Here is a 24,772-nt window from a genome sequence, read left to right on the forward strand (position 1 = left end):
TTGATGAGAATGGGTTTTGATGATAAAATACGTTTATAAAAAATTGGTGTCAGACAACATGATGCAGATGAAAGGAAGTTAAACTCATGGGAAATGAAGTGCGTGTTCGTTATGCACCGAGTCCAACTGGTCATTTACATATTGGGAATGCTAGAACGGCTCTTTTCAACTATTTGTTCGCACGCAGCCAAGGCGGCAAATTTATTATTCGAATCGAGGATACGGATCAAAAGCGTAATGTAGAGGGCGGGGAGGAAAGCCAGCTTCGCCACCTGCAATGGCTCGGTATTGATTGGGATGAGAGCATTGATAAAGATGGCGGCTACGGTCCTTACAGACAATCAGAGCGTAATGATATTTATAAAAAATATTATGATGAGCTGCTAGAGAAGAACTTGGCGTATAAGTGCTATTGTACGGCAGAAGAGCTAGAGGCAGAGCGTGAAGCACAAATCGCCCGCAGCGAAATGCCTCGGTATTCTGGTAAATGCAGTCATTTATCAAAAGAAGAAGAGGACGAGCTGATTGCTGAAGGAAGAGAGCCAAGCATCCGCTTCCGAGTACCAAAAGGAGAAATCATCAAATTTGACGACATGGTCAAAGGTGATATTTCATTTGAAACAGACGGCATTGGTGACTTTGTTATTGTGAAGAAAGATGGCACGCCAACTTATAACTTTGCAGTTGCCGTGGATGATCATTTGATGAAAATGACTCACGTTCTTCGCGGAGAGGATCATATTTCAAATACCCCTAAACAAATCATGATTTTTCATGCATTTGGCTGGAATGTTCCCCTATTCGGACATATGACGCTGATTGTGAACGAGAACCGCAAGAAATTAAGTAAACGTGATGAATCGATTATTCAATTCATCGAGCAATATAAGAATTTAGGCTATTTACCTGAAGCCCTGTTTAACTTCATTGCATTACTTGGATGGTCTCCAGTAGGCGAAGAAGAACTGTTTACAAAAGAGCAATTCATCGACATTTTTGATGTGAACCGACTTTCTAAGTCACCAGCTCTATTCGATATGCATAAACTAAAATGGGTGAACAACCAATACGTGAAAGCACTTGATCTTGATCAGGTTGTGGCACTAACACTTCCGCATCTTCAAAAGGCAGGCAAGGTAAGTGAACAGCTGACTGAAGAAGAAAACACGTGGGTACGCAAGCTTATTTCTCTGTATCACGAACAATTAAGCTACGGAGCAGAAATTGTTGAGTTGACAGAGTTGTTCTTTAAGGAGCAAATTGAGTATAATCAAGAGGCAAAGGAAGTTCTAGCAGAGGAGCAAGTACCAGAAGTCATGGCATCTTTTGCAGGTCATCTTGAACAGCTTGAGTCTTTCACACCTGATGAAATCAAGGCTGCCATTAAAGCGGTACAAAAAGAAACAGGGCATAAAGGCAAGAAACTATTCATGCCGATTCGTGTGGCTGTCACAGGACAAACGCATGGCCCAGAACTTCCGCAAAGTATTGAATTACTAGGTAAAGAAACGGTATTAAACCGCATTAAACAAATATAAGGAAATCGTTGCGAGGGAGAAGTACAATGTACTCGTCCATCACAGAAAGAGTCTCCACCGGCTGAAAGAGACTTATGGGCAGATGTTGGAAATGCACCCTCAAGACCCTTGAGGAACACGTACGTTAGTATGCAAGGGCGGTACCCTCCGTTATGGGATTAAGTTGAGAAGGCTTCAAGATAAGTGGCTTTCTAAACAGAGTGGAACCGCGTTTTCAAAACGTCTCTGTCATATGGCAGAGGCGTTTTTTATTTGTCCAAAAAAGAGAGCAAGTCCTAAGAGAGATTCATGGGGAAGAACGGGGGGAGCATGTGTTTTTCAAAATGCTGAAAGAAGATATTGATACTGTGTTTGATCAAGATCCTGCTGCTAGAAGCTATATTGAAGTAGTGCTAACCTATTCAGGGCTTCATGCGATTTGGGCTCACCGTATTGCGCACGCATTTTATAAGCGGAAGCTGTATTTTATTGCGCGGATCATTTCTCAGGTCAGCCGCTTTTTCACAGGGGTGGAAATTCATCCGGCGGCAACCATTGGCAGGCGGTTCTTCATTGATCACGGCATGGGCGTCGTGATCGGGGAAACATGTGAAATTGGAGACAACGTCACTGTTTTCCAAGGCGTGACATTAGGGGGAACAGGGAAAGAAAAGGGAAAGCGGCATCCGACCATTTTAGACGATGCCCTCATTGCGACAGGTGCCAAGGTGCTAGGTTCCATTACAGTTGGAAAAGGAGCCAAGATTGGAGCAGGGTCAGTCGTGTTAAAGGACGTACCCGACCATTCCACCGTTGTCGGTATACCTGGGCGAGTCGTCGTTCAAAATGGAAAGAAAATCAATCGTGATCTCAATCATCAAGATTTGCCAGATCCAATTTCCGATCGTTTCAAAGAATTGGAACGAGAAATGGAAAAGCTAAAAGGTGAGCTGGCTTCATTGAGCAGAAAGGAAGAACAATCATGACAATCAATATTTATAATACATTGACACGTAAGAAGGAAGAATTTGTCCCGCTTGAGCCAGGAAAGGTCAAGATGTATGTGTGCGGACCAACCGTTTATAACTACATTCATATCGGGAATGCTAGACCTGCTATTGTTTATGACACTGTACGTAAGTATTTAGAATACAGCGGTTACGATGTGAACTTTGTATCAAACTTTACAGATGTGGATGATAAACTCATCAAAGCAGCCAACGAACTCGGAGAAGATGTGCCGACAATTGCTGACCGGTTTATCCAGGCCTACTTCGAAGACGTCAGTGCACTCGGCTGCAAAAAAGCAGACCTTCACCCGCGAGTGACGGAAAACATGGATGATATCATTGCGTTTATTGCCACATTGATTGAAAAAGGCTACGCCTATGAAGCAGATGGCGACGTGTATTACAGCACACGCTCATTTGAAGGTTATGGAAAGCTTTCTCACCAATCAATTGATGAACTGAAGACAGGTGCCCGTATTCGAGTAGGTGAAAAGAAACGAGATGCACTGGACTTTGCTCTTTGGAAGGCTGCAAAGGATCAGGAAATCTCTTGGGATAGCCCGTGGGGCGAAGGACGCCCAGGCTGGCACATTGAATGCTCGGCAATGGTCAAAAAATATTTAGGTGATACGATCGATATTCATGCTGGCGGACAGGATTTAACATTCCCTCACCATGAGAATGAAATTGCCCAATCTGAGGCTTTGACAGGGAAGCCTTTTGCGAAGTATTGGATGCATAACGGGTATATTAATATCGATAATGAAAAAATGTCAAAATCACTTGGCAACTTTGTGCTGGTGCATGACATTGTGAAAGAACAAGATCCTGATGTGCTTCGCTTCTTTATGTTGTCGGTGCACTATCGCCACCCAATTAATTACTCAATGGATTTATTAGAAAGTACAAAGAGTGCGTTTAACCGACTCAAAACATCGTATGCGAATTTACATCACCGTCTAGAGAGCAGCACAAATATCACGGAAGACAATGCTGAATGGCTGGCAAAAATTGAAGAGCAGCGTGCAACATTTATTTCCGAAATGAATGATGACTTCAATACGGCAAATGCGATCTCTGTTTTATTCGAATTAGCGAAACAGGCGAATTATTATATGGAAAATGATCATACTTCGGAGGAAGTGATCAAGGCATTTATCGGCTTGTTCCAAGAAATTACGTCTGTTCTCGGCTTCTCATTAGAAGAAAAGCACACGCTTGACGAAGAGGTAGAAGCGTTAATTGAAAAACGCAATGAAGCTAGAAGAAATCGTGACTTTGCCCTATCTGATCAAATTCGTGATCAATTAAAGAACATGAATATTGTGTTGGAGGACACTCCTCAAGGTACTCGCTGGAAAAGAGGAGAATAGGCAATGTTGAATTTTGAAAAGCTGAAAGACGGTAAACAGCTGAACGGACTTGCGCTGGCTTATATGGGTGATGCCATTTTTGAAGTATATGTGAGGCATCACCTCCTCCAAACGGGGGCGACAAAACCAAATGAGCTGCACAAACGAGCAAGCAAAATTGTTTCAGCTAAATCACAGGCTGCTATTTTATTTACGCTTCAGCAGCAAGGCTTTTTCACTGAAGCAGAAGAAGCGGTGCTGAAAAGAGGAAGAAACGCAAAATCAGGCACAGTGCCTAAAAACACAGACGTTCAAACGTATCGTTATAGTACAGCGTTTGAAGCGCTCATGGGTTATTTATTTATCGAAAAGCAGGACGAACGCTTAGAAGAGCTGATTGGTCAGGCGATTGAAATCGGAACGTCAGGGAGGAAGACAAATGAGTCAGCAACATGATTATGTCATTGGGAAAAATGCAGTGATTGAGACACTGAAGTCAGATCGGGAGTTATACAAGCTCTGGATGGCAGAAAACACTGTAAAAGGACAAGCCCAGCAGGTCATTGAACTCGCTAAAAAGCAAAATATCACCATTCAGTATGTTCCGAGGAAAAAGCTTGATCAAATGGTTACAGGTCAGCACCAGGGAATCGTTGCACAAGTAGCAGCATATGAATATGCAGAATTGGACGACCTGTATCAAATCGCTGAAAAGCGGAATGAACAGCCTTTCTTTCTGATTTTAGATGAGATTGAAGACCCGCATAATTTAGGATCTATTATGAGAACGGCAGATGCTGTAGGTGCACACGGGATTGTCATTCCGAAAAGGAGAGCGGTCGGTCTAACAACAACAGTTGCTAAGGCATCCACTGGAGCAATTGAGCATATTCCTGTTGCAAAAGTGACCAATCTTTCAAGAGCCCTTGATGAAATGAAAGAAAGAGGAATCTGGGTTGCGGGAACAGATGCGTCTGCTAAACAGGATTACAGACAATTTGATGGCACGATGCCGCTGGCTCTTGTGATTGGCAGCGAGGGAAAAGGAATTGGCCGATTGATTAAGGAAAAGTGTGATTTTCTGATTAAACTGCCTATGGCCGGGAAGGTTACTTCGTTAAACGCATCAGTTGCCGCTGGTTTATTGATGTATGAAGTGTATCGAAAACGTTATCCGTTAGGAGAATAGAGATGGATATCCTCTTAGTCGATGGATACAACATGATAGGTGCATGGCCTCAGCTGCAGCACTTAAAGGAAAACAGCTTTGAAGAAGCCAGAGACGTACTGATTCAACATTTAGCAGAATATCAAGCATACACAGGGTATCGAGTCATTGTCGTATTCGATGCCCATATGGTCAAAGGAATTGAAAAGAAGCGGACCAACCACCGAGTAGAGGTCATCTTTACGAGAGAGAATGAAACGGCGGATGAGCGGATTGAAAAGCTGGCGCAGGATTTGAATAATATCCGGACGCAAATTCATGTGGCAACCTCAGATTTTACGGAACAATGGGCTATTTTTGGACAAGGAGCTCTTCGGAAGTCGGCTCGTGAGCTTTTAAGAGAGATTGAAGTGATAGAACGAAAGATTGAAACGAGGGTCAAAAAGATTACTTCTGATAAACCAGCATCTAAGATTGAATTGTCAGAAGATGTATTGAAAACGTTTGAAAAATGGCGGCGCGGGAATCTGGAATAGCTTGACGATATTTCAACCATTAATGTATAATATTTCTATCTAGGTGCGGTCGGGGGGATCGAAGTGAATCTAAACAACAGCAAGGGTAAGTCCATCAGAGAGCAATTTTGCCAGTTGGAAGATGAACAAGTCATTGAAAGGGTTCATGTCGGAGATAGTGATGCGCTAGATTATTTAATAACGAAATACCGCAATTTTGTACGTGCGAAAGCAAGATCTTATTTCTTGATAGGAGCGGATCGAGAGGACATTGTCCAAGAGGGAATGATCGGACTTTATAAGTCTATCCGCGATTTCAGAGAGGACAAGCTTACTTCATTTAAGGCTTTTGCAGAATTATGTATTACCCGCCAAATTATCACCGCAATTAAAACAGCTACTCGCCAAAAACATATCCCGTTAAATTCCTATGTATCATTAGACAAGCCGATCTACGACGAAGAATCGGACAGAACATTATTGGATGTCATTTCCGGTGCTAAAGCGCTTAACCCAGAAGACTTAATTATTAGCAAAGAAGAATTTGATGATATCGAAATGAAGATGGGGGAACTGCTAAGCGAGCTGGAAAGAAAAGTACTTGTGCTTTATCTTGATGGCAGATCCTATCAAGAGATTTCTGAAGATTTAAATCGTCATGTGAAATCAATTGATAACGCACTCCAAAGAGTAAAGAGAAAATTAGAGAAATATTTAGAGCTTCGCGAGATTAGTCTCTAATCAAACCTATATTGACAGCTTTTTCGACACTGTGATAAGGTACTAATGAAATGATGTCGAGAAAATAGGTGTAAATATGAGGAAAAAGATTACTCTAGCCTGTAAAGACTGCGGAAGCCGCAATTATACGACAATGAAAAGTGTTGCTTCAGCAGCTGAAAGATTAGAAGTTAAGAAATATTGCAAGACTTGTAATTCACATAAAACACATTTAGAAACGAAGTAAGATTTGCGTTCTTTAATCTGTGGAGGTCTTTTACATGCGTATTATCAGTTTCTTAAAAAGTGTCGGAAAAGAAATGAAAAAGGTCAGCTGGCCAAAGAAGAACGAAATGGTCCGCTACACAATCACTGTTATTTTAACAGTCGTATTCTTTGCCATCTTTTTCTCTTTTCTTGATATAGGAATCTCACAATTAATCGAATTAATTCATTAATACTTGAATAATGGTCTGCTGAACGTGCTATAATAGATCATAATATGACTTGCCAAAAAACCCGTTTTACGGGTTTTTTCAATTGCTTGAAAATATTTACCGGTACTCGAGATTCGTCAAATAGACATTATGAAATGTGGGGAGGGAAGGACTAAATAGTCCTGAACGAAAATGGAAAAGAATTGGTATGTTGTGCATACGTACTCTGGCTATGAAAACAAAGTAAAAGCGAACTTGGAAAAGCGTGTTGAATCAATGGGCATGCAGGATAAAATCTTCCGCGTAGTCGTACCAGAAGAAGAAGAAACGGATATTAAAAATGGTAAGAAAAAAGTTGTCAAAAAGAAAGTATTCCCTGGCTATGTCCTAGTGGAAATCGTGATGACTGACGACTCTTGGTATGTCGTTCGTAATACACCAGGTGTCACTGGATTCGTTGGATCAGCTGGATCAGGCTCAAAGCCGACTGCGCTGCTGCCAGGCGAAGCTGAAACCATTCTGAAGAGAATGGGTCTTGAAGAACGCAAAACAGAAATCGACTTTGAACTGAAAGAAACAGTTAAGGTCATCGATGGACCATTTGCTAACTTCACTGGCTCTATTGAAGAAATTGATTACGATAAAAGCAAAGTCAAAGTATTCGTTAATATGTTTGGTAGAGAAACACCTGTTGAACTTGAGTTCACGCAGATCGATAAATTGTAATTCAAAAGAGCTTGAAATGAGTGTATAGAAGTGGTAATATAGCAAAGGTACGTCTTGAGTTCGCTCAAGATCGCTAGCTAGTTATTTCGTCATTCATATAAAGAATGAAGTTGTTGAGTGGGAGGGGGATTCCCCTATTACCACATCACGGACTTTAAGGAGGTGTGTCTCGTGGCTAAAAAAGTAGTTAAAGTTGTTAAATTGCAAATTCCTGCTGGAAAAGCTAACCCAGCTCCACCAGTTGGACCTGCACTAGGTCAAGCCGGTGTTAATATCATGGGATTCTGTAAGGAGTTTAACGCTCGTACAGCTGACCAAGCTGGTCTTATCATTCCTGTTGAAATTTCGGTTTTTGAAGACCGTTCATTTACATTTATTACTAAAACTCCACCCGCTGCAGTTTTACTTAAAAAAGCAGCTGGTATTGAGTCTGGTTCTGGTGAACCTAACCGTAATAAAGTGGCAACTGTTAAGCGTGATAAAGTACGCGAAATCGCGGAAACAAAAATGCCTGACTTAAACGCTGCTAGCGTTGAATCAGCTATGCGCATGGTTGAAGGTACTGCACGCAGTATGGGTATTGTCATCGAAGATTAATTTTTGTCTTGTTGGGTTGCGAGTTTGGTTTTGACAAGTTCGCAACCCTTATTCGTGGGAGGTTATTCCGCTAAAACCACATAAGGAGGATTTTTATAATGGCTAAAAAAGGTAAAAAGTATGTAGAAGCTGCTAAGCTGATCGATCGTACTAAAGCGTATGATGTAGCTGAAGCTGTTTCTCTTACAAAAAAAGCAAATACAGCTAAATTTGATGCGACTGTAGAAGTTGCTTTTCGTTTGGGCGTAGACCCTCGTAAAAACGACCAACAAATCCGCGGTGCAGTTGTACTTCCTAACGGAACTGGTAAAACTCAACGCGTTCTTGTGTTCGCTAAAGGTGAAAAAGCAAAAGAAGCAGAAGCTGCTGGAGCAGACTACGTTGGAGATTCTGATTACATCACTAAAATCCAACAAGGCTGGTTCGAATTCGATGTAATCGTTGCGACACCTGACATGATGGGTGAAGTTGGTAAGATCGGTCGTGTACTTGGACCAAAAGGTCTTATGCCAAACCCTAAAACAGGAACTGTAACGTTCGAAGTTGAAAAAGCAATCAATGAAATCAAAGCTGGTAAAGTAGAATACCGCGTTGATAAAGCTGGTAATATCCACGCGCCAATCGGAAAGGTTTCTTTCGAGGACGAAAAGCTTGTTGAGAACTTTGCAACAATCTATGACACAATCCTTAAAGCAAAACCTGCAGCGGCTAAAGGTGTATACGTGAAAAACGTTTCTGTTACATCTACTATGGGCCCTGGCGTGAAAGTGGATCCATCTTCTTTCTCTGCAAAATAATTCTTGACTTATGACAACCATTTTGATAATATCAAAATGTTGTAAAATAGAATAATGTCCATTTATACCGTAGACAGCAGGGGCCTTATGGCTTAAATAACCCGCCGAGGTGTATATGTCACAGTCTTACGTTAACGTATGCTTGTATATACAGCCTCCATGTCTTAATGGAGGCTTTTTATATGGAGAACCGTTCGTTAGGAACGTGATGGCCTGATCGGTATAAGTGTTACACAAAGAATGTACAGGAGGTGTAACCATGAGCAATGCAATCGATACTAAAAAAGTTGTCGTTGATGAAATTACTTCTAAATTTAAAGATAGTATGTCTACTGTCATTGTAGATTACCGCGGTCTTTCTGTTTCTGAAGTGACTGAACTTCGTAAACAGCTTCGTGAAGCTGGCGTAGAATTCAAAGTTTACAAAAACACTTTGACTCGCCGTGCAGTTGAACAAGTTGAACTAACGGGTTTAAACGATTTCTTAACAGGTCCAAACGCTATCGCATTCAGTAACGAAGATGTTATCGCACCTGCGAAAATCATCAACGAATTTGCGAAAAGCCACGAAGCTTTAGAAATCAAAGCTGGTGTCATCGAAGGAAACGTAGCGACTGTAGAAGAAGTGAAGGCTCTTGCGGAACTTCCGTCTCGCGAAGGCTTACTTTCTATGTTGCTTAGCGTTCTTCAAGCTCCAGTTCGTAATCTTGCTCTTGCTACTAAAGCAGTTGCAGATCAAAAAGAAGAACAAGGCGCTTAATGCGTACTTTACGTTTACGTAAAAAAACTTAAAATGGAGGAATTACAAATGGCTTTAAATATCGAAGAAATCATTGCTTCAGTTAAAGAAGCAACTGTACTTGAGTTAAACGACTTAGTAAAAGCAATCGAAGAAGAATTTGGCGTAACTGCTGCTGCTCCTGTAGCTGTAGCTGCTGGTGGCGGTGCTGCTGCTGAAGAAAAAACTGATTTTGATCTAGTACTTTCTGGTGCTGGAGACCAAAAAATCAAAGTTATCAAAGTGGTTCGTGAAATCACTGGTCTTGGCTTGAAAGAAGCTAAAGAACTTGTTGACAACACTCCAAAACCACTTAAAGAAGGTATTGCTAAAGAAGAAGCTGAAGAACTTAAAGCTAAGCTTGAAGAAGTTGGCGCTTCTGTAGAAGTTAAGTAATCTTCGCCTAATCTTTTGGGAAAGCTCGCTTTTACTGGCGGGCTTTTTCTTTTCTAATCTCCTGAAACGATTGAATCCAGAGGAGGTCCATTCACCATGAGTGACCACTATTATACGGAAAAGCCATCAGTGAAAAGCAATAAACAGACATGGGACTTCACCTTGAGAAACCGTACCTTTACTTTTACAAGTGACAGTGGAGTGTTTTCTAAGAAAGAAGTCGACTTTGGTTCAAGGCTTTTAATTGAAGCTTTCGAAGAACCTGATTTGGATGGCGATGTCTTAGATGTCGGTTGCGGTTATGGACCGATTGGCTTATCGTTAGCAAACGAAATGACTAGCCGTACCATTCATATGATTGATGTGAACGAAAGAGCAGTCGAACTTTCAAAGGAAAACGCTAAACATAATCGCATTGATAATGTCCGCATCTATCAAAGTGATTTGTTCTCGAATGTTCATTCCTCAGCTGCTTTTGCCTCTATACTGACCAATCCCCCAATACGGGCAGGGAAGAAAGTTGTACATGCGATCTTTGAAAAAAGTGCTGATCATTTATTGCCGGAAGGTGAGTTGTGGGTGGTTATTCAGAAAAAGCAAGGTGGACCATCTGCGATTGAAAAATTAGAGCAGCTCTTTGAAGAAGTCGAGGTTGTGCTGAAAAAAAAGGGCTACTATATCATCAAAGCTAAAAAAGTTTGACGCAGTTTCCTAGCTGTGTTAACATTATAAAATGCCAATGTGTATATTTTGCTTGATAGGCTTAAAAAACAACTATTTTGTATAAATTATGCATACTTGGGAAAACTAATAAAATCGGTATTTGTTTTTGGATGTGGTTTTCTTATTTTAGAAACCCTTTTTTCTTTTGTCTTGTAAAAGTATTTCTTTACTGACATTTGAAAGACAGAAATACTTTTTACACATATAATACGCATGATTTGAGGGGTGAATCAGTTGACAGGTCAACTAGTTCAGTATGGACGACACCGCCAGCGCAGAAGCTACGCACGCATAAGCGAAGTGTTAGAATTACCAAATCTCATTGAAATTCAAACCTCTTCTTATCAGTGGTTTCTTGATGAGGGTCTTAGAGAGATGTTTCAAGATATATCCCCAATTGAGGATTTTACTGGTAACCTTTCTCTTGAATTCATTGATTACAGCCTAGGGGATCCTAAGTATCCTGTAGCAGAATCAAAAGAACGTGATGTAACTTACTCTGCTCCACTAAGAGTAAAAGTTCGTTTAATTAACAAAGAAACTGGAGAAGTAAAAGACCAAGATGTGTTTATGGGTGATTTCCCAATCATGACAGACACAGGTACTTTTATCATTAATGGTGCGGAACGTGTAATCGTTTCTCAGTTAGTGCGTTCTCCAAGTGTATATTTCAGTGGTAAAGTAGACAAAAACGGTAAAAAAGGTTTTACTGCGACTGTCATTCCAAACCGTGGCGCATGGTTAGAATACGAAACTGATGCGAAGGATGTAGTCTATGTACGCATCGATCGCACACGTAAGTTGCCGGTTACGGTTCTTTTGCGTGCTCTCGGCTTCAGCTCTGATCAAGAGATTCTTGACCTCATTGGCGAGAATGAATACTTACGCAACACGCTGGAAAAAGACAATACAGAGAATGCCGATAAAGCACTTCTCGAAATCTACGAGCGCCTCCGTCCTGGAGAGCCGCCAACTGTTGAAAATGCGAAAAGCTTGCTAGACTCTCGCTTCTTCGATCCGAAGAGATATGACCTAGCAAATGTTGGACGCTACAAGATTAATAAGAAGCTTCATATTAAAAATAGACTGTTCAATCAAAAATTGGCTGAAACGCTAGTTGATCCTGAAACAGGTGAAATTCTAGCAGAAAAAGGTCAAATTTTAGACAGAAGAGTTCTTGATAAAGTTCTTCCATACTTAGAAAACGGCATCGGATTTAGAAAGCTTTATCCTAATGGTGGCGTAGTAGAAGATGAAGTAGAACTTCAATCTATTAAGATTTATGCACCGACTGATCAAGAAGGCGAGCAAGTGATTAACGTGATTGGAAATGCATATGTAGAGGAAGCTGTGAAAAACATCACGCCTTCTGACATCATTGCATCAATCAGTTACTTCTTCAATCTTCTTCATGGTGTAGGTGACACAGATGATATCGACCACCTTGGTAACCGTCGTCTGCGTTCTGTAGGTGAACTTCTGCAAAACCAATTCCGTATTGGTTTAAGCAGAATGGAGCGTGTTGTTCGTGAAAGAATGTCGATTCAAGACACAAACACGATCACACCTCAGCAGCTGATCAACATTCGTCCTGTGATCGCTTCTATCAAAGAGTTCTTTGGTAGCTCTCAGCTTTCTCAGTTCATGGATCAAACAAACCCGCTTGCTGAATTGACGCACAAACGTCGTCTGTCAGCGCTTGGACCGGGTGGTTTGACACGTGAGCGTGCAGGAATGGAAGTTCGTGACGTTCACTACTCTCACTATGGACGTATGTGTCCGATCGAAACACCAGAGGGTCCAAACATTGGTTTGATCAACTCTCTATCTTCATTTGCAAAAGTGAATCGCTTCGGATTTATCGAAACACCTTACCGCCGGGTTGATCCTGAGACTGGTAAAGTAACACCGAGAATCGATTACTTAACTGCTGATGAAGAGGATAACTACGTAGTAGCACAAGCGAACGCTCAGTTAGCTGATGATGGTTCGTTTATCGATGATAATATCATTGCTCGTTTCAGAGGGGAAAACACCGTTGTTCCTCGAAACCGCGTTGACTACATGGACGTTTCGCCAAAGCAGGTTGTTTCTGCAGCGACAGCATGTATCCCATTCTTAGAAAACGATGACTCTAACCGTGCTCTAATGGGAGCGAACATGCAGCGTCAGGCTGTGCCTTTGATGCAGCCAGAATCACCGATTGTTGGTACAGGTATGGAGTACGTATCAGGTAAAGACTCTGGTGCTGCTGTCATCTGCCGCTACCCAGGTGTTGTAGAACGTGTAGAAGCAAAAAATATTTGGGTTCGCCGTTATGAAGACGTTGACGGACAACAAGTCAAAGGAAACCTAGACAAATACAGCCTGCTGAAATTTGTCCGCTCTAACCAAGGGACTTGCTACAACCAGCGTCCTATCGTAAGTGTTGGAGATGAAGTCGTTAAAGGGGAAATCCTTGCAGACGGTCCTTCTATGGAAAAAGGTGAATTGGCTCTAGGACGTAACGTCATGGTCGGCTTCATGACTTGGGACGGTTACAACTACGAGGATGCGATCATCATGAGTGAGCGCCTTGTAAAAGATGACGTCTACACGTCTATTCATATTGAAGAATATGAATCAGAAGCTCGTGATACAAAGCTTGGACCAGAAGAAATCACTCGTGATATTCCAAACGTTGGGGAAGATGCTTTACGCAACCTTGACGAGCGCGGAATCATCCGTATTGGTGCAGAAGTAAAAGACGGAGACCTTCTTGTAGGTAAAGTAACGCCTAAAGGTGTAACTGAACTAACAGCTGAAGAACGTCTATTACATGCAATCTTCGGTGAAAAGGCTCGTGAAGTTCGCGATACGTCACTGCGTGTTCCACACGGCGGCGGAGGAATTATCCACGATGTAAAAGTCTTCAACCGTGAAGATGGAGATGAATTACCTCCAGGTGTAAACCAATTAGTCCGCGTATACATCGTTCAGAAACGTAAGATTTCTGAAGGTGACAAAATGGCCGGACGACATGGTAACAAAGGGGTTATCTCTAAAATCCTTCCAGAAGAAGATATGCCTTATCTTCCAGACGGAACACCGATCGATATCATGTTGAACCCTCTAGGGGTACCATCTCGTATGAACATCGGTCAGGTACTTGAGCTTCATATGGGTATGGCTGCACGTTACCTTGGCATCCACATTGCGTCACCAGTATTTGATGGTGCGCGCGAGGAAGATGTTTGGGAAACGCTTGAAGAAGCAGGTATGTCCCGTGATGCGAAAACAGTCCTTTATGACGGTCGAACTGGTGAACCATTCGACAACCGTGTATCTGTCGGAATCATGTACATGATCAAACTGGCTCACATGGTTGACGATAAACTTCACGCTCGTTCAACTGGACCATACTCACTTGTTACGCAGCAGCCACTTGGCGGTAAAGCACAGTTTGGTGGTCAGCGTTTCGGAGAGATGGAAGTATGGGCACTTGAAGCTTACGGTGCAGCATATACACTTCAAGAGATCTTAACAGTTAAATCGGATGACGTTGTGGGTCGTGTGAAAACATACGAAGCCATCGTCAAAGGGGATAACGTACCTGAACCAGGTGTCCCTGAATCATTCAAAGTGTTAATCAAAGAACTTCAAAGTTTAGGTATGGATGTGAAAATCCTATCCGGCGATGAAGAAGAGATAGAAATGAGAGATTTAGAAGACGATGAGGAAACGAAGAAAGCAGACGGATTAGCGTTATCTAATGACGAAGATGCTGCAGACCTCGCACCTGTCGATCTTGAACGTGACGCAGTCACAAAAGAATAGCAGAAACGATTAGAGCAAGTGACTAGGGTATAACCCGAAGATTAAAAGGGAGGTAGGCCCCTTGCTAGATGTGAACAATTTTGAGTATATGAACATCGGTCTCGCATCACCTGATAAAATCCGTTCTTGGTCTTTTGGTGAAGTGAAAAAGCCTGAAACGATTAACTATCGTACACTGAAACCTGAAAAAGATGGTCTCTTTTGTGAACGTATCTTCGGACCGCAAAAAGACTGGGAATGTCATTGTGGGAAGTATAAACGCGTTCGGTATAAGGGTGTTGTATGTGACCGTTGTGGTGTAGAAGTAACACGGGCAAAAGTCCGTCGTGAGAGAATGGGGCATATCGAACTGGCTGCCCCAGTTTCCCACATTTGGTATTTCAAAGGTATCCCAAGCCGTATGGGTCTTGTTCTTGATATGTCACCACGTGCGTTAGAAGAAGTGATCTACTTCGCTTCTTACGTCGTGACAGATCCGGGCAACACACCGCTTGAGAAGAAACAACTTCTTTCTGAGAAAGAATTCCGTGCTTATTTAGATAAATACGGTAATACATTCCAAGCAGCTATGGGTGCAGAAGCAATCAACAAACTTCTTCAAGATATCGATCTTGTAAAAGAAGTAGATACACTGAAGGAAGAGCTGAAAACTGCTCAAGGACAGCGACGTACACGTGCGATCAAACGCCTTGAAGTGTTAGAAGCCTTCCGTAACTCAGGAAACAAACCATCTTGGATGATTCTTGATGTACTTCCGGTTATTCCGCCAGAATTACGTCCAATGGTTCAACTTGATGGTGGACGTTTTGCTACTTCTGACTTGAACGACCTTTATCGTCGTGTCATCAACCGTAACAATCGTCTGAAGCGTTTATTAGATCTTGGCGCGCCAAGCATCATCGTTCAGAACGAGAAGCGTATGCTTCAAGAAGCTGTCGATGCCTTGATTGATAATGGACGTAGAGGCCGACCAGTAACAGGACCAGGAAATCGACCATTGAAATCTCTTTCTCACATGCTGAAAGGGAAACAAGGACGTTTCCGTCAAAACTTGCTTGGTAAACGTGTTGACTATTCTGGACGTTCCGTTATCGTCGTAGGACCACATTTGAAAATGTATCAGTGTGGACTTCCGAAAGAAATGGCTCTTGAATTATTCAAACCATTCGTGATGAAGGAGCTTGTTGAAAAAGGATTAGCTCACAACATCAAGAGTGCGAAGCGTAAAATTGAGCGCGTGCAGCCGGAAGTATGGGATGTTTTAGAATCAGTTATTCGTGAGCATCCAGTCTTACTAAACCGTGCACCGACTCTTCACAGACTTGGTATTCAAGCGTTTGAACCTACACTTGTGGAAGGACGCGCAATTCGTCTTCATCCACTTGTATGTACAGCCTACAACGCTGACTTTGACGGTGACCAAATGGCGGTTCACGTACCATTATCTGCTGAAGCTCAAGCTGAAGCTCGTATCTTAATGCTTGCTGCTCAAAACATTTTGAACCCGAAAGATGGAAAACCAGTTGTTACGCCATCTCAGGATATGGTGCTTGGTAACTACTACCTTACACTTGAGCGCAAAGGTGCTATCGGAGAAGGTATGGTCTTCAAAGATACTGACGAAGCCCTTCTAGCTTATCAAAATGGTTATGTGCATCTTCATACACGTGTAGCTGTTGCAGCTAGCTCGTTGAAGAATGTGACATTCACTGATGAACAGCGTTCTAAATTGTTGATTACAACAGTTGGAAAACTGATCTTTAACGAAATCTTACCGGAATCATTCCCATACATGAATGAGCCGACAAAGAGCAATATTGAAGAAAAAACACCTGATCGTTTCTTCCTTGAAAAAGGTGAGGATGTAAAAGCTGCGATCGAGAAACAAGAAATCAATGCGCCGTTCAAAAAAGGTATTTTAGGGAAAATCATTGCGGAAATCTTTAAGAGATTCCATATCACTGAGACATCTAAAATGCTTGACCGCATGAAAAACCTTGGTTTCAGATACTCTACTAAAGCCGGTATTACGGTTGGTGTGTCTGATATCGTCGTATTAGATGATAAGCAGCAAATTCTTGAAGAAGCACAAGCAAAAGTAGATAACGTCATGAAGCAATTCAGACGTGGTTTGATTACTGAAGAAGAGCGTTATGAGAGAGTTATTTCAATCTGGAGTTCTTCTAAAGATGTCATCCAAGGTAAACTGATGAAGTCCCTTGATGAAGTCAACCCAATCTACATGATGAGTGACTCTGGAGCGCGTGGTAACGCGTCTAACTTCACTCAGCTGGCTGGTATGCGTGGTCTGATGGCCAACCCGGCTGGACGTATCATCGAACTTCCGATTAAATCTAGTTTCCGTGAAGGTTTAACCGTATTGGAATACTTTATTTCCACTCACGGTGCGCGTAAAGGTCTTGCCGATACAGCCCTTAAAACAGCTGACTCAGGTTACCTCACGCGTCGTCTCGTTGACGTTGCACAGGATGTTATCATCCGTGAAACAGATTGCGGTACAGACCGTGGAATCTTGGCGAAGTCCATTAAAGAAGGAAATGAAATTATTGAGAAACTTGAAGAACGTCTGATCGGACGTTTTGCGAGAAAACCAATTGTTCATCCTGAAACAGGCGAAGTCATTGTAGCCGAAAACGAACTAATTGATGAAGATAAAGCACTTGAAGTAGTTGAAGCAGGAATTGAGGAAGTATGGATCCGTTCAGCATTTACATGTAACACGCCTCATGGTGTATGTAAACGATGCTACGGCCGTAACCTTGCAACTGGTACTGACGTTGAAGTCGGTGAAGCGGTTGGAATCATCGCTGCACAATCAATCGGTGAGCCAGGAACACAGCTTACAATGCGTACGTTCCACACCGGTGGGGTAGCAGGAGACGATATCACTCAAGGTTTACCTCGTATCCAAGAGCTATTTGAAGCGCGTAATCCGAAAGGGCAAGCGACAATTTCTGAAATTGATGGTGTCGTTGCTGAAATTAACGATGTTCGTGACAAGCAGCAGGAAATTGTGGTTCAAGGCGAAGTTGAAACTCGCTCATACACAGCTCCTTACAATGCACGTCTGAAAGTTGTTGAAGGTGACGCAGTCACTCGTGGTCAAGTACTTACAGAAGGTTCGATCGATCCGAAAGAACTTCTTAAAGTGACTGACATGACAGCTGTTCAAGAATATCTGCTTCATGAAGTACAAAAAGTATACCGTATGCAAGGGGTAGAAATCGGAGATAAGCACGTAGAGGTAATGGTTCGCCAAATGCTTCGTAAAGTGCGTGTCGCTGATGCAGGGGATACAGATGTATTACCAGGCACACTTCTTGATGTACATCAATTCACTGAAGCGAACAAAAAAGTACTATTCGAAGGCAAACGTCCTGCAACAGGCCGTCCAGTTCTTCTTGGTATTACAAAAGCTTCACTTGAAACAGACTCATTCTTGTCTGCGGCATCCTTCCAAGAAACGACTCGTGTCCTAACAGATGCGGCGATCAAAGGAAAACGTGATGAACTGCTTGGCTTGAAAGAGAATGTTATCATCGGTAAACTTGTTCCTGCTGGAACGGGAATGCCAAACTACCGTAAAGTTAAGCCGGTTTCGCAAGTGCAGCCGTCTGACGACATGGTTCCTGTAGAGTAATCTTTCTCGTGAGATTCCTATAAAATCATCAAAAAATGGTGAAGGATGTCAAGATAATCTGTCATACGATATTGACATCCTTCTGCCATGATGATAATATAACCAAGGTGCTCAAAATAAAACCTGTTACTTTGGAGGATATTCGATGTCTTATGATAAAGTATCACAGGCTCAATCCATTATTATTGGTACGAAGCAAACAGTAAAAGCTCTGAAACGAGATTCAGTTAAGGAAGTCGTCGTAGCGAAAGATGCTGATCCTGCTTTAACCGCTAGTGTATTGAAACTAGCGCAAGAGAAGGGTGTAGACATCTTAGTGGTAGATTCCATGAAAAAGCTCGGCAAGGCCTGCGGAATTGAAGTTGGGGCAGCAGCTGTTGCCATTATGTTATAGCGTACTTGTTTTGTTTTTGCATGTATAAAATGCAAAAGCATTGTTTTTTGCCTTTTGATGAACCACCTGGGTATGTGGGTTATAAAAAAAGTAATGAAGGGAGGAATAACAACATGCCTACAATTAATCAGCTAATACGCAAAGGACGCGTGAGTAAAGTTGAAAACTCAAAGTCACCTGCACTTAACAAAGGATACAACAGTTTCAAAAAAGAGCACACTAACGTAACATCTCCACAGAAGCGCGGGGTTTGTACTCGTGTCGGTACAATGACACCGAAAAAACCAAACTCAGCACTACGTAAATATGCTCGTGTACGTTTGTCTAACCTGATTGAGGTAACAGCTTACATTCCTGGTATCGGACATAACCTACAAGAGCACAGTGTAGTACTTATCCGTGGCGGACGTGTAAAAGACTTACCGGGTGTACGTTACCACATCGTTCGTGGTGCGCTTGATACTGCCGGAGTTGACGGTCGTATGCAAGGACGTTCTAAATACGGAACAAAACGCCCTAAACAAAGCAAATAATACAAACAAACATAAGGGTTTTTAGAAGTTGATATCAGATCAGTGGAGTCAGGCAGCTGACAATGATATTGAGATGAGAGACAGATAGAAATCCTTTTAAAAGAGAAGGGAGGCTATTCAGATGCCACGTAAAGGTCCTGTAGCAAAAAGAGACGTATTGCCAGATCCAATTTACAATTCTAAACTTGTATCTCGTTTGATCAACAAAATGATGATCGACGGTAAAAGAGGAAAGTCACAAACAATCCTCTACAAGTCATTTGATATCATCAAAGAACGTACTGGTAATGAAGCGATGGAGGTTTTCGAACAAGCCTTGAAAAACATCATGCCAGTTCTTGAAGTTAAAGCACGTCGTGTAGGTGGAGCTAACTACCAAGTTCCTGTAGAAGTTCGCCCAGACCGTCGTACTACTTTAGGTCTTCGCTGGTTAGTAAACTATGCTCGTCTTCGTGGAGAAAAAACGATGGAAGAGCGTCTTGCTAACGAAATCCTTGACGCAGCTAACAACACTGGTGCTGCTGTTAAGAAACGTGAAGATACACACAAAATGGCAGAAGCGAACAAAGCATTCGCTCACTACCGCTGGTAGGATTTATACCAAACTAAAAAAACTATTCCCTAATGAGGAAGGAGAAATTACCCAATGGCAAGAGAGTTCTCCTTAGACAAAACTCGTAATATTGGTATCATGGCTCACATCGATGCCGGTAAAACGACAACGACTGAGCGTATCTTGTACTACACTGGTCGTATCCATAAAATTGGTGAAACTCACGAAGGAGCTTCACAAATGGACTGGATGGAGCAGGAGCAAGAACGTGGTATTACAATCACTTCTGCTGCTACTACAGCACAATGGAAGGGTTACCGTGTAAACATCATCGATACACCAGGACACGTAGACTTCACTGTTGAAGTTGAACGTTCTTTACGTGTACTTGATGGTGCGGTTGCTGTTCTTGATGCACAATCAGGTGTAGAGCCACAAACTGAAACAGTTTGGCGCCAAGCAACAACTTACGGAGTACCTCGTATCGTATTCGTTAACAAAATGGATAAAACTGGTGCGGACTTCCTTTACTCTGTAAGCACATTAAGAGATCGTCTTCAAGCGAACGCTCATGCAATTCAATTGCCGATCGGCGCTGAAGATCAATTCGAAGGAATCATCGACCTTGTAGAAAACGTAGCATACTTCTACGAAGATGACCTTGGAACTCGCTCTGATGCTAAAGAAATCCCTGCTGAGTATAAAGACAAAGCTGAAGAGCTTCGCAGCAGCCTAATTGAAGCTGTTGCTGAGCTTGATGAAGAGCTTATGGAAAAATACCTTGAGGGTGAAGAAATCACAATTCCTGAATTGAAAGCTGCAATCCGTAAAGGAACATTGAATGTTGAATTCTACCCAGTTCTTGTTGGATCTGCTTTCAAAAATAAAGGTGTTCAGCTTGTACTTGACGCTGTGCTTGACTACCTGCCTGCACCAACTGATGTTGCTGCAATTAAAGGTATCCTGCCAGATTCAAATGAAGAGGTTGTTCGTGAGTCTACTGATGACGCACCATTCGCAGCTCTTGCATTTAAAGTTATGACTGACCCTTATGTTGGGAAACTAACTTTCTTCCGCGTATACTCTGGAACACTTGATTCTGGTTCATACGTGAAGAACTCTTCTAAGAACAAGCGTGAACGCGTTGGACGTATCCTTCAAATGCACGCAAACAGCCGTGAAGAAATCTCTACTGTATATGCAGGGGATATCGCAGCAGCTGTAGGTCTTAAAGATACATCTACTGGTGATACTCTTTGTGACGAGAAAAATCTTGTTATCCTTGAGTCTATGGAATTCCCAGAGCCAGTTATCGATGTAGCTATCGAGCCTAAATCTAAGGCTGACCAAGATAAAATGAGCATCGCTTTAGCTAAACTAGCTGAAGAGGATCCAACATTCCGTACACAAACAAACCCTGAAACTGGTCAAACGATCATCTCTGGTATGGGTGAGCTTCACCTTGATATCATTGTTGACCGTATGAAGCGTGAGTTCAAGGTTGAAGCTAACGTAGGTGCTCCTCAAGTTGCGTACCGTGAAACATTCCGTTCTGGTGCAAAAGTTGAAGGTAAATTCGTACGTCAGTCTGGTGGACGCGGTCAGTTCGGACACGTTTGGATTGAATTCGAACCAAACGAAGAAGGCGCAGGATTCGAATTTGAAAATGCAATCGTCGGTGGGGTTGTTCCACGTGAATACATCCCAGCAATTCAAGCAGGTCTTGAAGATTCACTTGAAAATGGTGTATTAGCTGGATTCCCATTAATCGACATCAAAGCAAAATTATTTGATGGATCTTACCACGATGTTGACTCTAACGAAATGGCGTTCAAAATTGCTGCTTCTATGGCATTGAAAAATGCTGTCAGCAAATGTAACCCAGTTCTACTTGAGCCAATGATGAAAGTGGAAGTTGTTATCCCTGAAGAATACATGGGAGACATCATGGGTGATATCACATCTCGTCGTGGACGTGTAGAAGGTATGGAAGCTCGCGGTAACGCTCAAGTTGTTCGCGCTATGGTTCCACTTTCTGAAATGTTCGGATATGCTACTGCACTCCGTTCTAACACACAAGGACGCGGTACTTTCACTATGCACATGGATCACTACGAAGAAGTGCCTAAGAGCATCAGTGAAGAAATCATCAAAAAAAATAAAGGTGAATAATTGATTTTGCCTTTAAACTAAAGTATAACTACTATTGAAGATCAGAAAGTGAGAGGTAACTCTTCACTTTCTATCACTCTATACCAAATACAATGAACCTTTAAGGAGGATTTTTAGAATGGCTAAAGAAAAATTCGACCGTTCCAAATCGCATGCTAACATTGGTACAATTGGACACGTTGACCATGGTAAAACAACTCTAACTGCTGCTATCTCAACAGTTCTTCATAAGAAATCTGGTAAAGGTACAGCTATGGCTTATGACCAAATCGATGGTGCTCCAGAAGAGCGCGAGCGTGGAATCACAATCTCAACTGCACACGTTGAGTATGAAACTGAAACTCGTCACTATGCACACGTAGACTGCCCAGGACACGCTGACTATGTTAAAAACATGATCACTGGTGCTGCTCAAATGGACGGCGCGATCTTAGTAGTATCTGCTGCTGATGGTCCAATGCCACAAACACGTGAGCACATCCTACTTTCTCGTAACGTAGGTGTACCATACATCGTAGTATTCCTTAACAAATGTGACATGGTTGACGATGAAGAGTTACTTGAACTTGTTGAAATGGAAGTTCGTGACCTTCTTTCTGACTATGACTTCCCTGGTGACGATGTACCAGTTATCAAAGGTTCTGCTCTTAAAGCTCTTGAAGGAGATGCTGATTACGAAGCAAAAATCTTTGAACTTATGGATGCGGTTGATGAGTACATCCCAACTCCAGAGCGTGACACTGAGAAGCCATTCATGATGCCAGTTGAGGACGTATTCTCAATCACTGGTCGTGGAACAGTTGCTACTGGTCGTGTTGAGCGTGGACAAGTTAAAGTCGGTGACGAAGTTGAAATCATCGGTCTTCAAGAAGAAAACGGTAAAACAACTGTTACAGGTGTTGAAATGTTCCGTAAACTTCTTGACTACGCTGAAGCTGGTGACAACATCGGTGCACTACTTCGTGGTGTATCTCGTGAAGATATCCAACGTGGTCAAGTACTTGCTAAACCAGGTACAATCACTCCACACAGCCGTTTCAAAGCTGAAGTTTATGTACTTTCTAAAGAAGAGGGTGGACGTCATACTCCATTCTTCGCTAACTACCGTCCGCAGTTCTACTTCCGTACAACTGACGTAACTGGTATCGTACATCTTCCAGAAGGTACTGAAATGGTAATGCCTGGCGATAACACTGAGATGGAAGTTGAACTTATCTCTACTATCGCTATCGAAGAAGGAACTCGTTTCTCTATCCGTGAGGGTGGACGTACTGTAGGTTCTGGTGTCGTTTCAACTATCATTAAGTAATAAACATACAAAAGAGACTCCTTGCAAAAGGGTCTCTTTTTTTGCTTTTCCAGATCAGAACGGCTACTATAAGCTATAGAATCTAAATGGAACCGAGAGGATCGCTGGAATGGTAAAGACATATTTGAAAAAATGGTCGATCGGCGGGATTGACCAATGGATTATGATGAAAGAAGACCAGACGAGTGAAACGGAGCCTGTCCTTTTATTTTTACACGGCGGGCCCGGCTCGGCTCAAATCAGTTATATTGATTCCTTTCACGGGGAACTTGATCAGGACTTTACAGTTGTCCATTGGGATCAGAGAGGTGCAGGACTTTCCTATCAAGAGAATCTTCCCGATGCATCGATGACCATTCAGCAATTTATTGAAGACACGATTGAACTGACAGAGAAGCTTCTAACTTATCTAGGTCATTCAAAATTGTATATCGCAGGATACTCGTGGGGATCATTAATTGCCATACAAGCAGTACATAAGCGTCCAGATCTTTATCATGCATATTACGGGATTAGTCAGGTAGTAGATGTGTTAAAGGAAGATATCGTATCGTACGAGCTCCTTTTGAAGAAATATCATCGCAATCGTCTGTTTACTGGGTGTCTGCGATTACTGACGCCCCCTCCATGGAAACGGACATCAGCTCATGCCTTGTTTTCTCTATATAAAGAGTTTGCGAGCGTAGGTCTCACACATAGATGGAAACCGGTTTTTCAAATGCTAAAAGGGTTTCTTTTTAGTAAGCAATATCAGCTTAAAGATAAATGGAAGTTCATGAAAGGACAGAAGTTTAGTCAAGACAAGCTATGGGATCAGCTAATGAATGAGAGTATTCAATTCCGAGTTTCTACTATATTAATACCGTGCTACTTTCTCATTGGCGATCACGACATGATTACACCAGCTGCTGTATCAAAACCATATGTTGATCAATTAAAAGCACCAATCAAAGAATGGTTTACCTTTAAAGACTCTGCACATTCCCCGCACATTGAGGAACCAGATGAATTTATACGTATCATAAGAAAGACTGCTATACATCATCTTCAGGGAAAGCTTGATTTATAGGCTGAATCCCTGTATAATATGAAAAGTGTGCAAATCATAAATTTATCCGATTTATTATTGCAACACGCAGGCCAATTTGGTACAATAGTGCATGTTGGTCTTTGACTGCGATGAAGTGAGAGGTTGCTGACACACCCGGCCGCTTTGCCATGGCGAGGTGATCAGGTTTTTCTCACGGAGAACTGTCTAACGTAAGTAGGCGAAAAGGAGGGAAAATAATGGCAAAACAAAAAATTCGTATTCGTTTAAAAGCATATGATCATAGAATTCTTGATCAATCTGCTGAGAAGATTGTTGAAACGGCTAAGCGTTCTGGTGCTAGTGTATCTGGTCCAATTCCGCTTCCAACTGAAAAATCAGTTTACACAATCCTTCGTGCGGTGCATAAGTACAAAGATTCTCGTGAGCAATTCGAGATGCGTACTCACAAACGTCTAATCGACATCGTGAATCCAACTCCGCAAACAGTTGATGCACTTATGCGTTTAGATTTACCATCTGGTGTAGATATCGAAATCAAACTTTAATT

At 42.1% G+C, this 24,772-nt stretch carries 24 protein-coding genes and 2 other annotated features; all 24 genes read left to right on the forward strand.

What is annotated here, in order from left to right; all coding sequences use genetic code 11:
* Positions 1 to 86: 86 nt before the first annotated feature.
* The 24 genes from gltX (at position 87) to rpsJ (ending at position 24,770) form a co-directional block, all read left to right on the forward strand.
* Positions 87 to 1,538, forward strand: coding sequence for a glutamate--tRNA ligase (gene gltX / locus MHB41_RS00615; RefSeq protein WP_340899535.1), 1,452 nt, complete (start codon positions 87 to 89; stop codon positions 1,536 to 1,538).
* Positions 1,538 to 1,768 (forward strand) — a binding site (T-box leader). Its footprint overlaps the gene before it by 1 nt.
* Before the next feature lie 81 nt (positions 1,769 to 1,849).
* Positions 1,850 to 2,503, forward strand: a complete 654-nt coding sequence (cysE, locus tag MHB41_RS00620) for a serine O-acetyltransferase (protein WP_034283914.1) — start codon at positions 1,850 to 1,852, stop codon at positions 2,501 to 2,503.
* Positions 2,500 to 3,900 (forward strand): cysteine--tRNA ligase, encoded by a 1,401-nt coding sequence (gene cysS / locus MHB41_RS00625; protein WP_034283904.1) that lies wholly within the window; start codon positions 2,500 to 2,502, stop codon positions 3,898 to 3,900. The genes cysE and cysS overlap by 4 nt, the downstream gene beginning before the upstream one ends.
* Before the next feature lie 3 nt (positions 3,901 to 3,903).
* The gene (locus MHB41_RS00630) at positions 3,904 to 4,335 is read left to right on the forward strand and encodes a Mini-ribonuclease 3 (RefSeq protein WP_024425587.1); all 432 of its coding nucleotides are present in this window, start codon (positions 3,904 to 3,906) and stop codon (positions 4,333 to 4,335) included.
* A complete protein-coding gene (gene rlmB / locus MHB41_RS00635; RefSeq protein WP_024425588.1) occupies positions 4,319 to 5,068 on the forward strand; it encodes a 23S rRNA (guanosine(2251)-2'-O)-methyltransferase RlmB in 750 nt (249 codons plus the stop codon). Before MHB41_RS00630 ends, rlmB begins: the two co-directional genes overlap by 17 nt.
* A gap of 2 nt (positions 5,069 to 5,070) precedes the next feature.
* Positions 5,071 to 5,583, forward strand: a complete 513-nt coding sequence (gene rae1 / locus MHB41_RS00640) for a ribosome-dependent mRNA decay endonuclease Rae1/YacP (protein WP_024425589.1) — start codon at positions 5,071 to 5,073, stop codon at positions 5,581 to 5,583.
* Between the two features lie 63 nt (positions 5,584 to 5,646).
* Positions 5,647 to 6,303: an RNA polymerase sporulation sigma factor SigH gene (sigH, locus tag MHB41_RS00645; RefSeq protein ID WP_008345424.1), complete on the forward strand. Its 657-nt coding sequence runs from the start codon at positions 5,647 to 5,649 to the stop codon at positions 6,301 to 6,303.
* 76 nt (positions 6,304 to 6,379) lie between these two features.
* Positions 6,380 to 6,529 carry a 50S ribosomal protein L33 gene (rpmG, locus tag MHB41_RS00650; RefSeq protein ID WP_008356502.1) on the forward strand — a complete coding sequence of 50 codons (150 nt, stop codon included), beginning with the start codon at positions 6,380 to 6,382 and terminating at the stop codon, positions 6,527 to 6,529.
* A 34-nt stretch (positions 6,530 to 6,563) separates the two neighbouring features.
* Positions 6,564 to 6,740: a preprotein translocase subunit SecE gene (secE, locus tag MHB41_RS00655; protein ID WP_008345422.1), complete on the forward strand. Its 177-nt coding sequence runs from the start codon at positions 6,564 to 6,566 to the stop codon at positions 6,738 to 6,740.
* A gap of 171 nt (positions 6,741 to 6,911) precedes the next feature.
* The gene (gene nusG, locus MHB41_RS00660) at positions 6,912 to 7,445 is read left to right on the forward strand and encodes a transcription termination/antitermination protein NusG (RefSeq protein ID WP_003217197.1); all 534 of its coding nucleotides are present in this window, start codon (positions 6,912 to 6,914) and stop codon (positions 7,443 to 7,445) included.
* Between the two features lie 171 nt (positions 7,446 to 7,616).
* Entirely contained in the window at positions 7,617 to 8,042 is a 426-nt protein-coding gene (gene rplK, locus MHB41_RS00665) for a 50S ribosomal protein L11 (protein WP_003216956.1), read from the forward strand.
* Positions 8,043 to 8,140: 98 nt separating this feature from the next.
* Positions 8,141 to 8,839 (forward strand): 50S ribosomal protein L1, encoded by a 699-nt coding sequence (gene rplA, locus MHB41_RS00670; RefSeq protein ID WP_017359164.1) that lies wholly within the window; start codon positions 8,141 to 8,143, stop codon positions 8,837 to 8,839.
* Positions 8,840 to 8,888: 49 nt separating this feature from the next.
* Positions 8,889 to 9,029 (forward strand) — a sequence feature (ribosomal protein L10 leader region).
* Between the two features lie 69 nt (positions 9,030 to 9,098).
* Positions 9,099 to 9,599, forward strand: coding sequence for a 50S ribosomal protein L10 (gene rplJ / locus MHB41_RS00675; protein ID WP_024425590.1), 501 nt, complete (start codon positions 9,099 to 9,101; stop codon positions 9,597 to 9,599).
* 48 nt (positions 9,600 to 9,647) lie between these two features.
* Entirely contained in the window at positions 9,648 to 10,013 is a 366-nt protein-coding gene (gene rplL / locus MHB41_RS00680; protein ID WP_061110677.1) for a 50S ribosomal protein L7/L12, read from the forward strand.
* Between the two features lie 96 nt (positions 10,014 to 10,109).
* Positions 10,110 to 10,715: a class I SAM-dependent methyltransferase gene (locus MHB41_RS00685; RefSeq protein ID WP_034283897.1), complete on the forward strand. Its 606-nt coding sequence runs from the start codon at positions 10,110 to 10,112 to the stop codon at positions 10,713 to 10,715.
* 255 nt (positions 10,716 to 10,970) lie between these two features.
* Complete coding sequence (gene rpoB / locus MHB41_RS00690) at positions 10,971 to 14,552, forward strand: DNA-directed RNA polymerase subunit beta (protein WP_024425866.1); 3,582 nt, start codon at positions 10,971 to 10,973, stop codon at positions 14,550 to 14,552.
* Positions 14,553 to 14,613: 61 nt separating this feature from the next.
* Positions 14,614 to 18,213 (forward strand): DNA-directed RNA polymerase subunit beta', encoded by a 3,600-nt coding sequence (gene rpoC / locus MHB41_RS00695; protein WP_034283894.1) that lies wholly within the window; start codon positions 14,614 to 14,616, stop codon positions 18,211 to 18,213.
* Positions 18,214 to 18,358: 145 nt separating this feature from the next.
* Positions 18,359 to 18,607: a 50S ribosomal protein L7ae-like protein gene (locus tag MHB41_RS00700; RefSeq protein WP_024425593.1), complete on the forward strand. Its 249-nt coding sequence runs from the start codon at positions 18,359 to 18,361 to the stop codon at positions 18,605 to 18,607.
* A gap of 113 nt (positions 18,608 to 18,720) precedes the next feature.
* Positions 18,721 to 19,140, forward strand: a complete 420-nt coding sequence (rpsL, locus tag MHB41_RS00705; RefSeq protein ID WP_003216962.1) for a 30S ribosomal protein S12 — start codon at positions 18,721 to 18,723, stop codon at positions 19,138 to 19,140.
* Between the two features lie 121 nt (positions 19,141 to 19,261).
* Positions 19,262 to 19,732, forward strand: a complete 471-nt coding sequence (gene rpsG / locus MHB41_RS00710; protein WP_003216884.1) for a 30S ribosomal protein S7 — start codon at positions 19,262 to 19,264, stop codon at positions 19,730 to 19,732.
* A gap of 54 nt (positions 19,733 to 19,786) precedes the next feature.
* The gene (gene fusA, locus MHB41_RS00715; RefSeq protein WP_024425594.1) at positions 19,787 to 21,865 is read left to right on the forward strand and encodes an elongation factor G; all 2,079 of its coding nucleotides are present in this window, start codon (positions 19,787 to 19,789) and stop codon (positions 21,863 to 21,865) included.
* 118 nt (positions 21,866 to 21,983) lie between these two features.
* Positions 21,984 to 23,174, forward strand: a complete 1,191-nt coding sequence (gene tuf, locus MHB41_RS00720) for an elongation factor Tu (protein ID WP_034283892.1) — start codon at positions 21,984 to 21,986, stop codon at positions 23,172 to 23,174.
* A gap of 109 nt (positions 23,175 to 23,283) precedes the next feature.
* Positions 23,284 to 24,243, forward strand: a complete 960-nt coding sequence (locus MHB41_RS00725; protein ID WP_340899529.1) for an alpha/beta hydrolase — start codon at positions 23,284 to 23,286, stop codon at positions 24,241 to 24,243.
* Positions 24,244 to 24,461: 218 nt separating this feature from the next.
* On the forward strand, positions 24,462 to 24,770 hold the full coding sequence (rpsJ, locus tag MHB41_RS00730; protein ID WP_003156464.1) for a 30S ribosomal protein S10: 309 nt from the start codon (positions 24,462 to 24,464) through the stop codon (positions 24,768 to 24,770).
* Positions 24,771 to 24,772: the final 2 nt, after the last annotated feature.

The organism is Bacillus sp. FSL H7-0578, from assembly GCF_038630855.1.
Lineage (GTDB): Bacteria > Bacillota > Bacilli > Bacillales > Bacillaceae > Bacillus > Bacillus safensis.

What these genes read in the sequence shown, in the direction of transcription:
- tuf (WP_034283892.1), top strand. Translation starts at nt 21,984, where the DNA reads ATGGCTAAAGAAAAATTCGACCGTTCCAAATCGCATGCTAACATTGGT.
- gltX (WP_340899535.1), top strand. Translation starts at nt 87, where the DNA reads ATGGGAAATGAAGTGCGTGTTCGTTATGCACCGAGTCCAACTGGTCAT.
- fusA (WP_024425594.1), top strand. Translation starts at nt 19,787, where the DNA reads ATGGCAAGAGAGTTCTCCTTAGACAAAACTCGTAATATTGGTATCATG.
- rplA (WP_017359164.1), top strand. Translation starts at nt 8,141, where the DNA reads ATGGCTAAAAAAGGTAAAAAGTATGTAGAAGCTGCTAAGCTGATCGAT.
- rpsG (WP_003216884.1), top strand. Translation starts at nt 19,262, where the DNA reads ATGCCACGTAAAGGTCCTGTAGCAAAAAGAGACGTATTGCCAGATCCA.
- nusG (WP_003217197.1), top strand. Translation starts at nt 6,912, where the DNA reads ATGGAAAAGAATTGGTATGTTGTGCATACGTACTCTGGCTATGAAAAC.
- cysS (WP_034283904.1), top strand. Translation starts at nt 2,500, where the DNA reads ATGACAATCAATATTTATAATACATTGACACGTAAGAAGGAAGAATTT.
- rlmB (WP_024425588.1), top strand. Translation starts at nt 4,319, where the DNA reads ATGAGTCAGCAACATGATTATGTCATTGGGAAAAATGCAGTGATTGAG.
- MHB41_RS00725 (WP_340899529.1), top strand. Translation starts at nt 23,284, where the DNA reads ATGGTAAAGACATATTTGAAAAAATGGTCGATCGGCGGGATTGACCAA.
- rplL (WP_061110677.1), top strand. Translation starts at nt 9,648, where the DNA reads ATGGCTTTAAATATCGAAGAAATCATTGCTTCAGTTAAAGAAGCAACT.
- rpmG (WP_008356502.1), top strand. Translation starts at nt 6,380, where the DNA reads ATGAGGAAAAAGATTACTCTAGCCTGTAAAGACTGCGGAAGCCGCAAT.
- rpsL (WP_003216962.1), top strand. Translation starts at nt 18,721, where the DNA reads ATGCCTACAATTAATCAGCTAATACGCAAAGGACGCGTGAGTAAAGTT.
- MHB41_RS00700 (WP_024425593.1), top strand. Translation starts at nt 18,359, where the DNA reads ATGTCTTATGATAAAGTATCACAGGCTCAATCCATTATTATTGGTACG.
- rpsJ (WP_003156464.1), top strand. Translation starts at nt 24,462, where the DNA reads ATGGCAAAACAAAAAATTCGTATTCGTTTAAAAGCATATGATCATAGA.
- MHB41_RS00685 (WP_034283897.1), top strand. Translation starts at nt 10,110, where the DNA reads ATGAGTGACCACTATTATACGGAAAAGCCATCAGTGAAAAGCAATAAA.
- secE (WP_008345422.1), top strand. Translation starts at nt 6,564, where the DNA reads ATGCGTATTATCAGTTTCTTAAAAAGTGTCGGAAAAGAAATGAAAAAG.
- rplJ (WP_024425590.1), top strand. Translation starts at nt 9,099, where the DNA reads ATGAGCAATGCAATCGATACTAAAAAAGTTGTCGTTGATGAAATTACT.
- rae1 (WP_024425589.1), top strand. Translation starts at nt 5,071, where the DNA reads ATGGATATCCTCTTAGTCGATGGATACAACATGATAGGTGCATGGCCT.
- MHB41_RS00630 (WP_024425587.1), top strand. Translation starts at nt 3,904, where the DNA reads ATGTTGAATTTTGAAAAGCTGAAAGACGGTAAACAGCTGAACGGACTT.